At 55.0% G+C, this 16,386-nt stretch carries 12 protein-coding genes; 3 read left to right on the forward strand and 9 right to left on the reverse strand.

All coding sequences use genetic code 11. The features are described 5' to 3' along the window. The 6 genes from TMES_RS18425 to TMES_RS18450 all read right to left on the reverse strand — a co-directional run bounded on the left by TMES_RS18425 (position 1) and on the right by TMES_RS18450 (position 7,039). Entirely contained in the window at positions 1 to 975 is a 975-nt protein-coding gene (locus TMES_RS18425) for an ABC transporter ATP-binding protein (RefSeq protein ID WP_085585282.1), read from the reverse strand. A gap of 1 nt (position 976) precedes the next feature. Further along, positions 977 to 1,912, reverse strand: coding sequence for an ABC transporter permease (locus TMES_RS18430; protein ID WP_085585284.1), 936 nt, complete (start codon positions 1,910 to 1,912; stop codon positions 977 to 979). 1 nt (position 1,913) lies between these two features. After that, positions 1,914 to 2,891, reverse strand: a complete 978-nt coding sequence (locus TMES_RS18435; RefSeq protein WP_085585286.1) for an ABC transporter permease — start codon at positions 2,889 to 2,891, stop codon at positions 1,914 to 1,916. A 21-nt stretch (positions 2,892 to 2,912) separates the two neighbouring features. Continuing rightward, the gene (ggt, locus tag TMES_RS18440) at positions 2,913 to 4,523 is read right to left on the reverse strand and encodes a gamma-glutamyltransferase (RefSeq protein ID WP_085585288.1); all 1,611 of its coding nucleotides are present in this window, start codon (positions 4,521 to 4,523) and stop codon (positions 2,913 to 2,915) included. After that, positions 4,520 to 5,374: an alpha/beta hydrolase family protein gene (locus TMES_RS18445; protein WP_085585290.1), complete on the reverse strand. Its 855-nt coding sequence runs from the start codon at positions 5,372 to 5,374 to the stop codon at positions 4,520 to 4,522. The genes ggt and TMES_RS18445 overlap by 4 nt, the downstream gene beginning before the upstream one ends. Before the next feature lie 75 nt (positions 5,375 to 5,449). Next, positions 5,450 to 7,039: an ABC transporter substrate-binding protein gene (locus tag TMES_RS18450; protein WP_211275957.1), complete on the reverse strand. Its 1,590-nt coding sequence runs from the start codon at positions 7,037 to 7,039 to the stop codon at positions 5,450 to 5,452. A 201-nt stretch (positions 7,040 to 7,240) separates the two neighbouring features. On the opposite strand from TMES_RS18450, the gene TMES_RS18455 reads away from it, so the two are divergent. Beyond that, on the forward strand, positions 7,241 to 8,014 hold the full coding sequence (locus TMES_RS18455; protein WP_085585292.1) for an IclR family transcriptional regulator: 774 nt from the start codon (positions 7,241 to 7,243) through the stop codon (positions 8,012 to 8,014). A gap of 44 nt (positions 8,015 to 8,058) precedes the next feature. After that, positions 8,059 to 9,279 carry a glycosyltransferase family 4 protein gene (locus tag TMES_RS18460; protein WP_085585294.1) on the forward strand — a complete coding sequence of 407 codons (1,221 nt, stop codon included), beginning with the start codon at positions 8,059 to 8,061 and terminating at the stop codon, positions 9,277 to 9,279. A gap of 34 nt (positions 9,280 to 9,313) precedes the next feature. On the opposite strand, the gene TMES_RS18465 is transcribed toward TMES_RS18460, so the two are convergent. Genes TMES_RS18465 through TMES_RS18475 form a run of 3 tightly spaced genes read right to left on the reverse strand, consistent with a single transcriptional unit; the run spans position 9,314 to position 15,199 of the window. Next, positions 9,314 to 12,739, reverse strand: a complete 3,426-nt coding sequence (locus TMES_RS18465; protein WP_085585296.1) for an error-prone DNA polymerase — start codon at positions 12,737 to 12,739, stop codon at positions 9,314 to 9,316. A gap of 8 nt (positions 12,740 to 12,747) precedes the next feature. Beyond that, complete coding sequence (locus tag TMES_RS18470; RefSeq protein ID WP_085585298.1) at positions 12,748 to 14,412, reverse strand: Y-family DNA polymerase; 1,665 nt, start codon at positions 14,410 to 14,412, stop codon at positions 12,748 to 12,750. A 13-nt stretch (positions 14,413 to 14,425) separates the two neighbouring features. Further along, on the reverse strand, positions 14,426 to 15,199 hold the full coding sequence (locus TMES_RS18475; protein WP_085585300.1) for an ImuA family protein: 774 nt from the start codon (positions 15,197 to 15,199) through the stop codon (positions 14,426 to 14,428). Positions 15,200 to 15,475: 276 nt separating this feature from the next. On the opposite strand from TMES_RS18475, the gene TMES_RS18480 reads away from it, so the two are divergent. Then, the gene (locus tag TMES_RS18480; RefSeq protein ID WP_085585302.1) at positions 15,476 to 15,940 is read left to right on the forward strand and encodes a GNAT family N-acetyltransferase; all 465 of its coding nucleotides are present in this window, start codon (positions 15,476 to 15,478) and stop codon (positions 15,938 to 15,940) included. The last annotated feature ends 446 nt before the right edge of the window (positions 15,941 to 16,386 follow it).

A 16,386-nucleotide genomic window follows, 5' to 3' on the forward strand; every position in this document is an offset into this window, starting at 1 on the left:
TTAAAGCCCCTCGGTCACGGGGTGGAAACAGCGATAGGTGCGGGTGCCGGTGTCGGTGCGTTCCGGTATGGTGTGGCACTGTTCGGTGGCAAAGCTGCATCGGGTTCGAAAACTGCACCCGGTCGGCAGGCGCGTTAGGCTGGGGGTCATGCCGGGGATTTGATGCAGGCGGTGCCCGCGTTGGTTTTGACTGGGAACGGACTGGATTAGCCCCTGCGTATAAGGGTGGCGCGGGGTGCCCAGCACCTGTTCCACCGGGCCGGTTTCAACCAGACGCCCGGCATACATCACCGCAATATCATCGGCCAGACGCGACACTATCGCCAGGTCATGGGTAATCCAGATCACCGCTGTACCGCTGATTTCAGCCATTTTTTGAAATTCGGCAATGATTTGCGACTGGATGGTCACATCAAGGGCGGTGGTGGGTTCATCGGCAATGATCAGGTCGGGGTGATGCAGCATGGCAATGGCAATGGCAACGCGCTGGCGCATTCCGCCCGAAAATTCGTGCGGATAGGCATCAAGCCGTTCTTCCGGGCTGGGAATACCGACCAGACCCAGGGCATCGCGCGCCCGTATCCGGGCGGCTGACTTTGTCATCGGGTCATGGGCCTGTATGGCCTCGGTAATCTGGGTGCCAATGCGCAAAACCGGGTTTAACGTCATCATCGGGTCCTGAAACACCATCGCAATGCGTTTGCCCCGCAGGCGGCGCATTTCTTCGTGTTCCAGCCCGATCAAATCACGGTTGTCAAAAATGATACGGCCCCCGGTAACCTTGCCGGGCCGGTCTACCAGACCCATGATCGAAAAGCCGGTGACCGATTTTCCTGACCCGCTTTCGCCGACAAGGCCCAGAACCCGGCCTTTTTCAAGGGTAAAGGAAACATCGTTTACTGCCCGCAAACCCGGTGCAGTTTTGGTGCCGCCAAATTCGGTGACAAGATTGGACACCGTTAAAAGGTTCGCCATCTCAGATGCTCCTCGGGTTTAGAATATCACGCAGCCGGTCGCCAACCAGATTAATGGCAACAATCGTGATCAACAGGGCAATGCCGGGGAAAAAGCTGATCCAGTACAGGCCGGACAACAAATACTGATACCCGTTTGAAATCAGCATCCCCAATGACGGCTCGGTGACCGAGGCCCCAAGCCCGAGAAACGACAGGGTCGCTTCAAGGCCGATGGCGCGCGCCACCTGCATGGTCGAAATCACAATTACCGGTGCCAGACAGTTGGGCAAAAGGTGGCGAAACAAAATGCGATAGCCCGGCAGGCGCAAACAATGGGCGGCTTCGATATATTCTTTTTCACGTTCCACCAGGGCGGAGCTTCGCACCGTGCGGGCATAGGTGGCCCATTCAGCAATGATCAGGGCAATCACAACATTGGTGAGCCCCTTACCCAAAAAGGCCAGCATCATCAGGGCCATCAGGATGGTGGGAAAGGACAATTGCAAATCGACCAGCCGCATCAAAAGCGTTTCAACCCGCCCGCCGACATAGGCGGCAATCAGGCCGATGCTGGTGCCAATGGTGGCCGCCGCAAAGGCCGACAGAACCCCGACAATCAGCGATGTTCGCAAGCCATAGAGAATACCCGATAAAATATCGCGGCCCTGGGCATCTGTGCCGAGATAATAGGGAACGCCGTCGAACGAGGACGATCCCGGCGCCAGACGACCATCAAGAATATCAAGCTGGCTAAGGTCATAGGGGTTTTGCGGCGAAATAAGCGGCGAAAACACAGCAAGAAAAATGATCAGCACCAGCACGCCCAGCCCGATTGCAGCGCCCGGCGACATGACAAATTTTTGCGCCAGTTTGCCCGTTCGCACCATACGGGATGTTGAAGGCAGGCTTGCGGGAAGCAATGCCGTTTCCTGTGGTTTGTTTGCGGCTTGGGACATGTTATTTGCCCTTCGTGTCCAGCCGGACGCGGGGGTCCAGCAATGTATAACAAATGTCGATGATGAAATTCAGCGCAACAAACAGCATGACCATCATCATCAGATAGGCCACGATCACCGGACGATCTAGCGTGTTGATGCTGTCAATGATCAGCTTGCCCATGCCCGGCCACGCAAAAATGCTTTCGGTCACAACCGAAAACGCAATCAGGGAGCCAAATTCCAGCCCGGTAATGGTCACAACCGGGATCATCAGGTTTTTGAGAACATGGGTATAGATCACGCGGTTTTCGCTGAGCCCCTTGGCGCGGGCAAATTTAATGTAATCTTGCGGCAGAACTTCCTGCACACCGGCACGGGTCAGGCGCAGAACCAGGGACGTTTTAAATAATGCCAGATTAAGGGCAGGTAATATCAGGTGATGTAATCCGTCCGCGGTGAGAAACGACCAGTTGGTCCCAAACAAACTGGCGGTTTCGCCACGCCCACCGGAGGGTAGCCAGCCCAGTTGCACCGAAAACAGCAAGATAAACATCAACCCGACCCAAAAGGTGGGTAGCGAGAAGCCAAGGATCGACCCGCTCATGATCAGGCGCGATGACAGACGTTCGGGATGAAGTCCGGCATAAAGACCCAGCGGCAAACCGACAACAATGGCGATTAATAATGCCGTCATCGCCAGTTCAAGGGTTGCAGGCAGGCGCTCGACAATCAGGGACAGGGCGGGTTTGTTATAGACAAAACTGGTGCCAAAATCGCCGTGGAAAATACCCTGAAGGAACATCAGATATTGCTGCCACAGCGGGCGATCCAGCCCGAGATGGGCCACAACGCGGGCATATTCGGCCTGACTGGCATCAGGATTGATCAGGATATCGACCGGATTGCCGATGACACTGACACCGACAAAAACAATGATCGTCATGGCTAAAATAACCATGATCGCCTGTATCAATCGTCGCAATAGGGATGCGAGCATCGTGCTTCTCCTGCCCTTGGCTTAATCGATTGAAATGGCAACGCCGTCGCGTTGCGGGTCTGCGGCCCCTTTGGAGATGCCGTTTTCGATGCAAATGGCATGCAGGGCAGCAAAGGCATAGCTTTGGGGCGAGCGCGCAACATCATAGCCGTCTTCGCGCAACGAATACTCGACCGAACGACGGATGCGGTTGCAAATGTCGATCTTGTTTGACACACCCATAACACGCGGGGCGGCAACGGATTCAGTTACCGACATATCAAAATCAATCACGTTCATAATGCCCTGTGCCACGGTCGGGGCGATATAGCTGCCGCCCGGTGCGCCAATGACCATACGGGGTTTTTCACCCTGAAAGACAATGGTGGGGGCGGCCGAACTTGCCCGGCGTTTGCCCGGCGCAATCGATGCCGGCCGGCCCGGGCGCGGGTCAAACCGGCCCATGGTGCCGTTATACATAAAGCCCAGCCTGTCGGTGATGGCACCCGATGGACTGCCAAGGGTATGGGTCATTGAAACAGCGTTGCCGTCCTTGTCGATCACGGAAATATGGGTGGTATCGCGTTGCGACATTTCAAGCCGTTCGACCGATGCCCGGTCGCCTGCCAGAATAGATGCTGCCAGTTTGGCGGTATATTCCGGGGTTAGCAATTGTTCAAACGGCACATCAATATAGGCGGGGTCGCCCATATAGGTATCCTTGTCAATCGTCATGCGCTTCATGGCTTCAAACAGGGTTTGCACATGTTTGTGGCTACCGTGTTTCATGCCAGCAATGTCGAAATGTTCCAGAATATGCAGCAGTTCGAGCATCGGAAAGCCCGATCCCGGCGGCGGGCTGGTGGCAATGCGGTGGCCGCGATATTCGCCCCAGATCGGGTCGGTTTTGGTGATGTTATAGGCCGCCAGGTCATCACGCCCGATCAACCCGCCAGAGGCGGCAAAGTCATCGGCAATCTGTTGGGCAATTTCACCATGATAGAAAATATCGGCACTGCCGCTTTGGGCGATGCGTTCAAGCGTGTTGCCCATGTCGGGGTTGCGCAGAATTTCGCCGACATTGCGCAAACGGCCATCTTCATGGAAATAGACTTCACGCCCGGTTTTGGAAAATTTCAGCTTATCAATGGTGTTGGCATATTGGTCGTTTGACTGGTCTTTGGCCCAGTACCAGTGCATATGCGGGCGGATCAGGATGCCGTTGCGGGCATAGCCAATCGCCGGGGCGATGATATCGGCCCAGTCAAAGGTGCCGTAATCGCGCAGGGCCGTTTCATAACCTTTAAGCGATCCCGGTGTGCAGACCGCGAGATAGCCGATATCGGAAATATTGTTTTCCAGAATAAAGCCAAACCCGTCGCGGCTTTGCCCGACCAGCTTGTCTTCCCACATGGTTTCGCTCGCGGCCAGGGGCGCTCGGGCATAAAATTCCAGAATTTCATGAACGCCCTTGCCCGGCATATAAACCTGCATGGAGCCAAAGCCGCCAACACCCGACATTTGCGGGTCGGCAACACCTTGAACAAAGGCACAGGCCAGGGCGGCATCAATGGCGTTTCCGCCCCGTTCCAGAATTTCAGCACCGGCTTCGGCGGCTTCGGGTTGCGGGGCTACGATGGTTGCGTTTGTCATTTCTGGCGGATCTCTTTTAACGTGCGGGTCAGAAACGCCTTGACGGTATCAAGCACTTTCATGCGGTCATGCGAAACGCCGGGAACTTCGGTCAGGCTGACGGTAATACCGGCTTTCTCGAACGATTTTGCCAGTGATTTCAGGCGTTCAGGGCGCGAATTGCCGGCGTCATTGGCCCCTTCCATATAATATTTAGACCCTGGTGCGTGCATGATTTCCCAGTTTTCAAGGTCGGCCGCGCCAACAACCATTTGCACGGCAACCTTTTGCAACGCCGGGATATCAAGGCTAATGCCAAACTGTTCTTTAATGTCTTTAACGCCCACCCACCAGTTGCGTTCGGTATCAAGCAAGGTAACAGACCCCGGCGCGCCAATGGACGCAGCCCACAGTTTTTGTGGATGCAGCAGGGTAAAACGATGGGTGAAATGACCGCCACCGGAAAAGCCGAACATGGCAAATTTTGACCAGTCCTGATCATATTTTTTGGCCATTTCATCGACCATTGAAATCAGAATTTCGTCGTATCGAATATCGCCTTCAAGAATGTATTTATAACCCGATCGCGCCCCGTCGCCGCGTGCATTCATCGGGAAGATCGGGCACAGGATTGCGCAATCGTTATACAGGCCAAATTCGGCAAAACCGTCGCGAAATTCCATGGCGGATGTGCGGCCAGTACCATGGACAGCGACCAGCAGGTCAACCTTGCGGCCTTCGGCGGCTGCGGGCGGCACATAAAGCAGCATGTGAAAACGCGGGTCGGCGGTGCAAGCGAAAATTGCCGTATGCCCATAGTCATAGATCGCCTTTGCACGCGCGGCAGAGCCGTTCGAACTTAGTTCCTGCATTCGATTTCTCCTGGGGGAGGGTGGCACGCATCCGGCAAGGGAGAGAGAACCGGATGCGCACCGGGGTGGACTTGTTTAGTTGGCAGTACTTTTAACGTCGTATGCCAGGGTGTATTTGTCGCCACGCGGGGCGTAGCTGATGGATTTTTTGGCAGCCAGCACAACGTTTTCGTAATGCAGCGGCAAAATCCAGAGCTTGTTGAAGGTCAGCTCGGATACTTTTTCAAGCAGCGGTTTGCGCGATGCTTCGTCCAGTGTTGAGGTGGCTTCGTCCAGCAATTTGTTGATTTCCGGGTCGTTGACACCGCCGCCATTGTAACGGCCGGTACCTTTTTCTTCGTCGCGGCCTGCAACAACAGCCAGGGCCGGGTTGGAAACTTCGCCGGTATTAATACCCCATGATCCCAAAAATACGCTGTAGTCGCCGGTGGTGTATTTTTTGGAATACATGGACCAGGGCATAACTTCGACCGAGGTTTCAATGCCAATGCGCGAGAACATCTGACCAACGGCCTGAAGAACGGCACTGTCATTTACATAACGGCCCGCCGGGCCCTGAATGGTCATTTTAAAACCATCACCCCAGCCTGCATCTTCAAGCAGCTTTTTTGCACCTTCCGGGTCATATTTAACCGGTTCGACGGCATCGGAATGGCCGAAATAACCCTTGGCAACAAACTGGTCGGCAACGGTGCCGTTTTTCTGCATCACGCGGTCAACAATCGCCGGGCGGTTGATCGACATCAGCAGCGCACGGCGCACGCGTTCATCCTGCAACGGGTTTTTATCGAGTTTCGATCCGTCTTTTGCGGTGAGAAAGGCGGTCGGGGCATCGTTAACATTCACACCGAGAAAAACCAGACGGGTCGATTGCCCACGGATCAATTGCAGATTGTCGGAATTTTCAACCCGGTCGACACCTTCGGCGGGCATGGTTTCGATCAGGTCAAGGTCGCCAGACAAAAGAGCGGCTAAACGCGCCCCGTTATCGGGGATCATGCGCAGGGTAACGTTTTTCCATTCCGACGGCCCGGCGAAATAATCGTCGTTGCGTTTCAGTACCAGGCGGTCGCCGGGCGAATAGGACACAAATTTAAACGGCCCGGTGCCAATGGCGGCTTTGCCTGAATCAAAGTCAGCAACGCTATCTTTGGCATGGTCGGCACTGATGATGCGAATGCGGCTCAGCGAGTTTAAAATCATCGGGTCGGGAACGGTGGTTTCGACCACAACGGTATAAGGATCGACCTCGGACACATCCTTGATGTTGCGGGTATAGGATGCAAATGCCTGGCTGGGCTTGTCGCGTGCGCGCAAAAGCGACGCAATCACGTCTTCGGCATCAAACGCCGTGCCATCGTGGAATTTAACGCCCTTGCGCAAATGAAATTCCCAATGGGTCGGATCAACGACTTTCCAGTCGGTTGCCAGTTGCGGGTTGTTTTCCGCAGCACCACCCCGGTTGATCAGGCTGTCAAAAATGTGACGGCTGGCCGCATTGTTGGGCGAACTGGATGTTTCGTGCGGATCAACGGTGGTGAAGGTGGTGGACATGCCAATTGTCAGGCTGGAATCAGCTGCCATGGCCATTGAAGGAATTGCCATACCAAGCAGCAATCCCAAGCCTGCCTTGCGGGCCATTCCCAGTGTCGGGGTGAGCGACATTATAGTCTCCATTTCATTTGAGGTCTCTAGCGGAGCCAGTCCCGGATCGGATCTTCGGTTTTACGCAACTCTGCGGGTTGCTGATGATGCATGATCGACAGTTTGGCGGTTTTGTGTCAATTTTTTTTCTTGCTGTGTTACGTTGTGTGTAACACTATTGTTGCGCTATTGGAACGGATAGATATCAGGGTTTATTTGGCAATGTTTTTAGAATCAATTTCAGATAAAAAATATATAATTCAATCAGTTGATGTGGCTTTGTCGGTGCTGCTGGAGGTGTCGCGCGAGCCGGGGCAAACCCTGTCGTCACTGGCGCGTAATCTGGGGGAAACAAAGCAAAAAACTTTGCGGATGTTACGCACAATGGAACAGCGAAAATTCATCCAGCGGGCCGAAGACGGCGGATATAATCTTGGCAATGCTATTTTGGTGCTGGGCACGTCGGCGTCGACCCAGATTGATCTGGTAAAACTGGCAAGCCCGGTGCTCGAAACGCTGGGTCAGAAAATGAATGAAACGGTGCAAATCCGGATACGTGATAACACCGAGGCCTTGTGTATCGCCAAATTTGAACCCTCGCGCGATTTGCGGGTGCATGCGGTGGTGGGGCGACGGCGGCCATTACATGCCGGGTCGAGCAAAATTTTGCTGGCATTTTTATCCGATAATCTGATCGCGCGTATTTTGCCGCAAACCCTGAACCGGATTACCGGCAACACCATTACCAACCATACCGCCCTGATGAAGGAATTGATGAATATTCGCAAACAGGGTTTTTGCATTAGTCACGGCGAGGTTAGCGACCAGCTGGTGTCGGTATCGGTGCCGATTTTTGCGGTTGATGGCTCGGTATTGGCGGCATTGAACGTGGCGGCTCCGGCATTTCGCACCCAGAAATCCGATCTGGACCGTTTTATCAGCCTTTTGACCGAGGCGGCCAAAGGCATTTCGCGCGGGTTGGGCTGGGTGGGTTGATCGACCTGTTTTTGTAATTCTGGCTGGTGAAAGTGACTACTTTGATGAATTTATCCGAAATCGTTGTGTTGCAGGTTATCCCCAGGCTGAATAGTGGCGGGGCCGAACGAACCACGCTGGAAATTGTTCAGGCGCTTGTCCGCGTGGGGGCAAAGGCGATTACTGTGGCCGAAGACGGGCGGTTGGCCGATGATATTTGTGCCGCAGGGGGCGAGGTTATAAAACTGCCGGTTGCCAGCAAAAACCCGATCCGGATTATTGCAAACATCTGGCAGATCAGAAAAATTATCAAGGCGCATGGCGTAACACTTGTGCATGCCAGAAGCCGGGCACCGGCGATTTCGGCGTTTTTCGCCGCCCGCTGGCAAGGGGTGCCGTTTGTCACGACCTATCATTCCACCTATTCGCTGCCCAAACACCCACCGCTTAAAAGCATCAAGAATTTTTACAGCAGCATCATGGCCCGGGGTGACCGGGTGATTGCCAATTCGTACTTTATTGGCAATTTGATTGCACAGCGTCATCATGTGGGCGATGACCGGCTACGGGTTATTTATCGCGGGCTTGATAGCGCATATTTTGACCCGGAAAAAATCGCGCCCGCTGCGGTTGCCACCCTGCGCGCCCAATGGGGTGTTGATGCAAACGACCGTGTGGTGCTTTTTCCATCGCGCATTTCACCCACCAAGGGGCAAATGGTGGTTATTGACGCGGTCGCACAGCTAAGCCCGGCGTTAAAACAAAGATTGAAGGTTGTTTTGCCGGGGCCTGAACTGGCAACGCCGGATTATATTGCCTTGTTGCAACAACGCATCGGGCAAGCAGGGCTGGGCGATATTGTGAAACTGGTGCCCGAATGCCCGAACATGCCGGTTGCTTATCAGGCCGCCGATGTTGCGATTGGCGGATCGCTGGTCCGGCCAGAGGCCTTTGGGCGCACCGCGATTGAAGCACAGGGCATGGGATGCCCGGTGATTGCCAATCAGGAAGGCGGCCCGGCCGAAACGGTGCTGGATGCGCACGCGGTGGGGGCGGATGCCTTTACCGGCTGGCTTATTGCCCCGCAAAATCCGGTGGCATTGGTCGCGGCCCTTGAAAAAGCACTTTCCCTGACCCCGGCAGAACGCTCGCAATTGCGAACCCGGGCGCGCGCGCATATCATGGATAAATTCAACGCTGATCAAATGCGCATCGATACGCTGGCAGTTTATGATGAACTGCTAAATACCGATCTTGCACCTTCATTTCGGTTGGCTATGAAGTAGTGTGGATGGGTGCGGGTTTGCGCGCCGGGCAAAATCAGTGAAAATCATGGCTGTCTATTTTCAGGCGGCTGGTTTTGGCGCGATCCTGTTCGTGTTGTTGTCCAAGGTTTTCAAGAGGGTTGGCATGGGTGGGCTGTGCCGTTTGTGCGGGTTGTGCCGGGGTGGAGACGGGCGTGGCAATGCCCGGTGTGCCGGTGGCCCAGCGTAAATTGCGCGGATGCCCGCCGGACTGCCGGTTGATTTTGGTATTGTCGGTCAGGCTTTGCAGCATGCCCGAAAGATCGACCAGTTTTTCGGCAATGATGTGGGTGACATTGTCTTCGCGTTGCAGTTTGCCCGATACACCTAACAAGGTTGCAGTCATGATTTCGCGGCGAAATTCCTCCATCACCTTGGACCATACCACAAGGTTGGTAACCCCGGTTTCGTCTTCTAACGTAATAAAAACAATGCCCGATGCGGTCCCGGGCCGCTGGCGGACAATGACCAGCCCGGCATGGGTGATTTTATCACCATCGCGCAGGGCGTTAAGGTCGCTTGCGCGTTTGATGCCCGCCCCGTGCAGGGCATCACGCAGCATGGAAACCGGGTGGCCTTTAAGCGACAGGCGCAGGCTGGCGTAATCTTCGATAATTTCTTCGCCCGGCCCCATAACGGGCAGGTTCACCGCGGGTTCCGGGCCAAATTCGGCAGAAACACCCATATTGTGGTTAAAGTTTTGGGCGGCCTCGAATAAGGGCAGGGCGGCAGGTGCCTTGCGGCCCTTGCCAAAACGTTTAACCGCCCATAATGCCTCGCGGCGGCGCAAGGCGAGAGATTGAAAGGCGTCGGCTTCGGCCAGTTTTTCAAGGGCGGCGGGTGACAGGCCGGTTTGGCGGGCCATCAGATAAATATCCTGAAAGCCGCCTATTGGCCGGTTGGATGTTAGTTTGGCGACCTCCAGTTCGCCCAACCCGCGCACCTGGCGAAACCCCAGCCTTACCGCCATAGGGCCCGATGCCCGGCCAATGTCGCGTTCCATTGTATTGTTCCAGAAACTGTAATTCACATCGACATCAAGGACGCGCACCCCGTGATTGCGTGCGTCATTTACCAGTTGGGCCGGGGCATAAAACCCCATCGGTTGGGCATTAAGCAACGCGCACAAAAACACATCAGGATGATGATATTTCAGCCACGAGGATGCATAGGCCAAAATGGCAAAACTGGCGGCGTGGCTTTCGGGAAAGCCATAATCGGCAAAGCCTTCGATCTGTTTAAAACAGCGTTCGGCAAAGTCGGCATCATAGCCATTACGGTGCATGCCATTGAGGAATTTATCGCGATGTTCACCGATGGTGCCGGTGCGTTTAAAGGTTGCCATCGCCCGGCGTAAATTGTCGGCTTCGCCGCCCGTGTAACCGGCGCCAACAATGGCAATCTGCATCGCCTGTTCCTGAAATAGCGGCACGCCTTCGGTCCGTTTTAAAACGGATTTGAGTTCTTCGGACGGATAATCGATATCTTCATGCTTCATGCGCCGTTGCAAAAAAGGATGCACCATACCGCCCTGAATGGGGCCGGGGCGGACAATGGCGATTTGAATGGTCAGGTCATACAGGCATTTTGGTTTAAGGCGCGGCAACATGCTCATTTGCGCGCGGGATTCGACCTGAAAAACGCCAATGCTGTCGGCTTTGGTCAGCATTTCGTACACCCTGGGGTCTTCCTTGGGTAGGGATGCCAGATCGTAATCGATGTTTTTATGGTCGCGCAATTCGTCAAATGCCTTACGAATACAGCTCAGTATGCCCAATGCCAGCACATCGACCTTTAGAATGCCCAGCGCATCAATATCGTCCTTGTCCCATTCAATGGTGGTGCGGTCCGCCATCGCGGCATTGGCAATGGGGGAAAGTTCGCATAGCGGGCCACGGGTAATGACAAAGCCGCCAACATGTTGCGACAAATGGCGCGGAAAACCGGTCAATTCGCCCGCCAGCATCATTATGGACTGAAGCCGGGTTTCATCGGGGTTGATGCCTGATTGGCGCATCATCGCATCATGCGGGCCTTTGCTGCCTGACCCCCAAACGGTTTTGGTCAGTTTGACGATGCTGTCTTCGGACAGGCCAAAAACCTTGCCTACATCGCGCAATGCACTGCGCGAGCGATAGGAAATAACCGTGGCGGTTAACCCGGCACGCTCCCGCCCGTATCGCTGGTAAATATACTGGATGACCTCTTCGCGGCGTTCATGTTCAAAATCAACGTCAATATCGGGCGGTTCATCGCGGGCATTGCTGATGAAGCGCGAAAACAGTAATTCAACTTTTGCCGGGTCAACCGCGGTAATATGCAAACAAAAACAAACCGATGAATTGGCCGCCGACCCGCGCCCCTGGCATAAAATGCCGCGTGAACGGGCAAAGGACACAATGTCATGCACGGTTAAAAAATAGGGGGCGTAGCCCAGCTCGTCGATCAGGCGCAGTTCGGTTTCAATCAGGCCTTGAACCTTGTTTGGGATACCATCGGGGTAGCGTTGCTGTGCCCCTTCCCATGCCAGCCGGGTTAAACGTTGTTGGGTGGTTTCGTTTGATCCGTCATTTTCATCGGGATATTCATAGCGTAATTCGCGCAAATGAAAGCGGCATTGGCGGGCGATTTCGACACTGCGTTCCAGCCAGTGGGGATGATCGGGAAACAGGGCCGCCATTTCGTCGGGGGATTTGATATGGCGTTCGCCATTGGGAAACAGGTGGTAACCGGCATCCTCGATCCGGCAATGATGGCGAATGCAGGTGAGGACATCCTGCAACGGTTTGCGGGACCGCACATGCATATGTACATCGTTGGTTACCACCACCGGAATGCCGAGATCGGCTTCGACAGTTTGCGAAAATGCCAGTCTTTCGGGGTCAAACCCGTCCATAAAACGGCTGACCGATAGCCATAGCTGACCGGAAAAGTGAGACTGAAGCGTTATAAGCTGATCATAGAATGCCGTGTCGGGAACATGTGGTGGCACGGCAATAAATAAAAGCCCGTCGCTGTGGGCCACCACGTCGTTGAGGTAAAGTTCGCATTCACCTTTGGGCGCACGGCGTTTTCCCAACGTTAATAACCGGCAAAGCCGTGCATAAGCCAGCCTGTCGGTCGGATAGCATAAAAGCGACGGTGCATCGGCCAGATCCAGCCGGCAACCGACAATATATTGCAACCGGTCCTGATGGGGTTGATGCGCGCTAAACCCGCGCACAATGCCCGCCAGACTGTTGCGATCAGTTATGGCAAGGCCGTGGAGCCCTTTGCTGGCGGCGGTTAAAACCAGTTCTTCGGCATGCGATGCCCCGCGCAGAAATGAAAAATTGCTGCTGACCTGAAGTTCGGCATATCGCGGACATTTGGCCGTATCGCTATCGACCGCAAGGCTGGTTTGCGAGGGGGTTCTGCCGGTGATGGGAGGGATATCTGCCATGATCGTGCCTATGCAAACAGGCCGTGAACGGACCACAGGTCCAAAAGCGTGCGGGTATTTTTGCGGGGTTTTGGGGGTTGGGATGTCGTAACGCTCAACGTGCCCTGTATCGACGGTGTGGGGGGGGCAAAACCGGTTTTAAAAGACGGGGCAAATGACATATCGGGTTCCGGGTCTGTCTGGCTGCGGCCCAGGGTGCGGCATATCCATAACCACCGGCCGGTATGGTCGTGGATACGAAAATAATCGCGGGTTAGCGCATGCAGGGCAAACCCGGTTTGGTCGAGGTGATCCCACCATTCGGGGCAAATACGTTCGGGGCCAGTGATCGTGGTGATTTCCAGATCCATGCGCCGCCAGCGCAGGGCGGCGGGGGCACCATTGGTGGTGCAGCGCAAAATTTGAACCGGTTCGGGCGGGTCAATCAAGCGGATGGGGCGTTTGGGCAAATCAATATCAGGCAGGCGGGCCGGGGACGGGGCTACGCCCACTGGCTGGCGGCTGGCGGCGTTTTCGGGCAGGTGGCTGGCATGGTGGCCGGGGCGAAACAATTGGTCGCGCGGGCCAAGATGATGGCCGATCCGGTCAAACAGTTCGGCCAGGGCGGTCGCATTCCCCTGCTGTGTGGATGTGGTATCGAGGCTGATCTGGCGAAAGGCAACATGCTCGACCCAGGGGGCATAGATGATGACTTCTTCAATCCCGAAACCGGTATCTACACCGGGCATTTTTTCGGCCAGCAGGCGGTCAATATGCGGGGCGGACTGGCAGGCGGTGCTGGTGGTAATTTGCACGGTATGGGCATGGCCGTCCACCCGTACACAGCGCAGGATGATACGGCGCAGCCCTTTGTTTTCACGTTGCAATTGCGTGCATAATTGCGCAATCATCTGTGCAATCGCAGCTTCGAGATTGGCCGCGTCGCCCAGCGGCTCGCCATATTGCTGGCGGATCAGCCACGGCTGATCGGGCAAATGGAAATTCAAATGTTCGGGCAGGCGGCCATAAAACTGGTCCAGCCTTTGTAAAACGTCAGGGCCGAGACGGGTTGTCAGGGTGGCACGCGGCAAATCGGCTACATCGTGTAAGTGACGAATACCCAGCCGGTGCAGGGTTGCCAGAATATCGGGCGACAGGCGTAATCCTTCAATGGGAAAACTGCGTGCAGCATCATGGTGGGCAGGCAAGGATAAAATGCCGTCGCCTGCGTGAAAGCGCGCACAGGCCCATGCGGCACCGGCACTATCGGCCATGCCCGCCTTGCAGGAAAATCCCAGTTTGGTTAAGTCGCGTTGGACCTGCCTGATCAGGGTTTCTTCGCCGCCAAACAAATGGCTGCCGCCGGTCATTTCCAGCCAGAAACCACCTTCACCAGCCAGGTTGTCGCGCATCAAAACCCGGTCCGGGGCAATCCACGGGCTGTAACGGTCCAGATGCTTGATCAATTTGGTCTGATAGCGGGCATAAAGACCGGGATCTTCGTTGATATTCACCAGATCGGGCACAATGCTGCGTGCTTCGGACAGGCGCATGCCCGGTTGAAGCCCGGCCAACCGCGCCCCTTGCGACAAACCACAGGCAAGAACACCTTTATGGTCGCTACGCGTGACGAGAAAGGGTGTTTTCGCGGGTTGTGAAGTTTGATCCGTGCCCGATAGGGCCCCTGATGGCATCCTCGCCGCCTTCTCAGGCGTAGACGGACTGTTTGCGGGCTGCTGTTGGGCGGTGGTACCCCTCCGGTGGCAGTCGGTTTTCCAGTGTGTCAGCCACAGATACAAGAAGCGTTGCTTCATCGATATTCACTTTCCAGCTTGCCGGTCGAACCCCGCGTCCCCCGATCAGGCTGAGTTTTCGATAGGTTTCTTGTGGTTTTATCTGCCAGCGCGACCATGCGGGCGAGGGGGCAATATTTTGCCCGGCCCGATGATAGCGCAACACAATCAACCGCGTTTCGCCGGCCTCGCATGCCAGTTGCAGGCGCCGGGCGGCGGTTAAATCATAGTCGGTGGCTTCAAGTATGATTGTTGTAATCTGCCCGGATTTGGCGGCTTCCTCGCAGGCCCAAAGGGCGGTTTGTTGCTGGTCAATGGTCATCATGATCAGGTTGTGATGGACAGGGCTGGCAAACAGGGCAGGCGGGTAAAGTCGCCCCTGATCAAGGGCCTTGCGTTGCCGCACCCATAAAACCGTTGGGGTCTTTGCGTGAGGTGACGGCTCGGTATGAAGCCCGGCCATATACCAGGCCAGCGCCGATGTGGCGCTGTCATCATGTTCGGTCATAATCTCGTGCAGGCCGGTTGGCATTAAGCCGCCAGCAGAAAAATGCGGCCTTAGGTCAATATTGCCAAACGCACGGGTGATCAGGCGCGCGCCCCCGCCATCAACGCAGGCGGCACGGCCTTGCCATTGGTTTTCCGCCCGCAAAAGGGCCGCGCGGGCCTGTTGCAATTTGCTGGTCATAAAATGACGCCTGCTATTTGTTCCTATTTTGTTCTTGTTTATGTGGGACGCGAGGCGTCAGAGTCAAGGTCAAACCGCTTGGCCCGGTCCCGGTTTTATTTTCCACTATATGGCCCCGATACTTACGCGGATTATTCCGGAGGGCTGGTTGCGTTGGTTTATTGGTTTCAAGAGAGAGCAGCGCCCGTTGCGCCCTGTTTGAGGCTTGCGTGATGGATGTTTGCCAGCCGAGATGCAGGGAAATATGATGAGGGCGCACAATTTTGAAGGAACGATATGATCGAGATTATAACGGCAGAGCCCATGCACCGGGCGGGCTGGGAACGCTTATGGCGCCAGAATATTATAAGCTTTGGCGCGCCGGACATGACCGATGATGTGATTGATGCTTTATGGCATCGCATTCTTGACCCGGATCATGCCATGCAGGCGTGGCTGGCGGTTGATCCGATCGGGGAAAAAGATGGGCCGTTGGTGGTGGGGCTGGCACATATCATTGTCCATCCCCATACATTTTCCCTGCGCAATGTCGCCTATCTGGAAGATTTTTGGGTGTCTGCCGACCAACGTGGTTTGGGCATTGGCGGGCAGATGATGGCAGCATTACAAACACAGGCACACCAGCAGGACTGGGCCCGTCTTTACTGGCTAACAGCGGGCGATAACCATCATGCCCAACGCTTGTATGACCGGCTGACAGATCGTGTGGATGCCGTCTTGTACAAAATTGATACGGTATGAAAAACGGGTACCATGAGAAAAGGCAACCTCATGGAGACATGATTTTTTGGTGTTTTACGTCAGAACTTCTAAAACCGGTGTCTCAAGCACGGTATTGCTAATGACATCGGCAATGCCCCGGTCGGTTTGATCGGCGCCGATTGCCCGCCACTGATACGTAGCATTGCTTTGCTATCGTTTTTCGGCCCGTAAAAGGGCCGCGCGTGCCTGTTGCAACCTGCTGCTCATGAAATGTGCGCGCCAACTATTCCTGTTTTGTTCCTTTTTCTGATAGCGAATGGACCAGAGTTAAGATGAAAGCCTGATATATATGGGCTGCGAGAGAGAATACCTGTTTATGGCGTAATGAAGCCCTGTTTTATGGCGGTTACAACCGCCTGTTCCCGTGTGCGGGCGTTTAATTTCTGGCGACAGTTACGCAAATGCATTTCGACGGTGACGCGGGT

It is taken from the genome of Thalassospira mesophila, assembly GCF_002115755.1.
Classification (GTDB): Bacteria; Pseudomonadota; Alphaproteobacteria; order Rhodospirillales; family Thalassospiraceae; genus Thalassospira; species Thalassospira mesophila.

What these genes read in the sequence shown, in the direction of transcription:
- TMES_RS18475 (WP_085585300.1), bottom strand. Translation starts at nt 15,199, where the DNA reads ATGACCAGCAAATTGCAACAGGCCCGCGCGGCCCTTTTGCGGGCGGAA.
- TMES_RS18430 (WP_085585284.1), bottom strand. Translation starts at nt 1,912, where the DNA reads ATGTCCCAAGCCGCAAACAAACCACAGGAAACGGCATTGCTTCCCGCA.
- TMES_RS18455 (WP_085585292.1), top strand. Translation starts at nt 7,241, where the DNA reads ATGTTTTTAGAATCAATTTCAGATAAAAAATATATAATTCAATCAGTT.
- TMES_RS18445 (WP_085585290.1), bottom strand. Translation starts at nt 5,374, where the DNA reads ATGCAGGAACTAAGTTCGAACGGCTCTGCCGCGCGTGCAAAGGCGATC.
- TMES_RS18450 (WP_211275957.1), bottom strand. Translation starts at nt 7,039, where the DNA reads ATGTCGCTCACCCCGACACTGGGAATGGCCCGCAAGGCAGGCTTGGGA.
- ggt (WP_085585288.1), bottom strand. Translation starts at nt 4,523, where the DNA reads ATGACAAACGCAACCATCGTAGCCCCGCAACCCGAAGCCGCCGAAGCC.
- TMES_RS18465 (WP_085585296.1), bottom strand. Translation starts at nt 12,739, where the DNA reads ATGGCAGATATCCCTCCCATCACCGGCAGAACCCCCTCGCAAACCAGC.
- TMES_RS18470 (WP_085585298.1), bottom strand. Translation starts at nt 14,412, where the DNA reads ATGCCATCAGGGGCCCTATCGGGCACGGATCAAACTTCACAACCCGCG.
- TMES_RS18460 (WP_085585294.1), top strand. Translation starts at nt 8,059, where the DNA reads ATGAATTTATCCGAAATCGTTGTGTTGCAGGTTATCCCCAGGCTGAAT.
- TMES_RS18425 (WP_085585282.1), bottom strand. Translation starts at nt 975, where the DNA reads ATGGCGAACCTTTTAACGGTGTCCAATCTTGTCACCGAATTTGGCGGC.
- TMES_RS18435 (WP_085585286.1), bottom strand. Translation starts at nt 2,891, where the DNA reads ATGCTCGCATCCCTATTGCGACGATTGATACAGGCGATCATGGTTATT.
- TMES_RS18480 (WP_085585302.1), top strand. Translation starts at nt 15,476, where the DNA reads ATGATCGAGATTATAACGGCAGAGCCCATGCACCGGGCGGGCTGGGAA.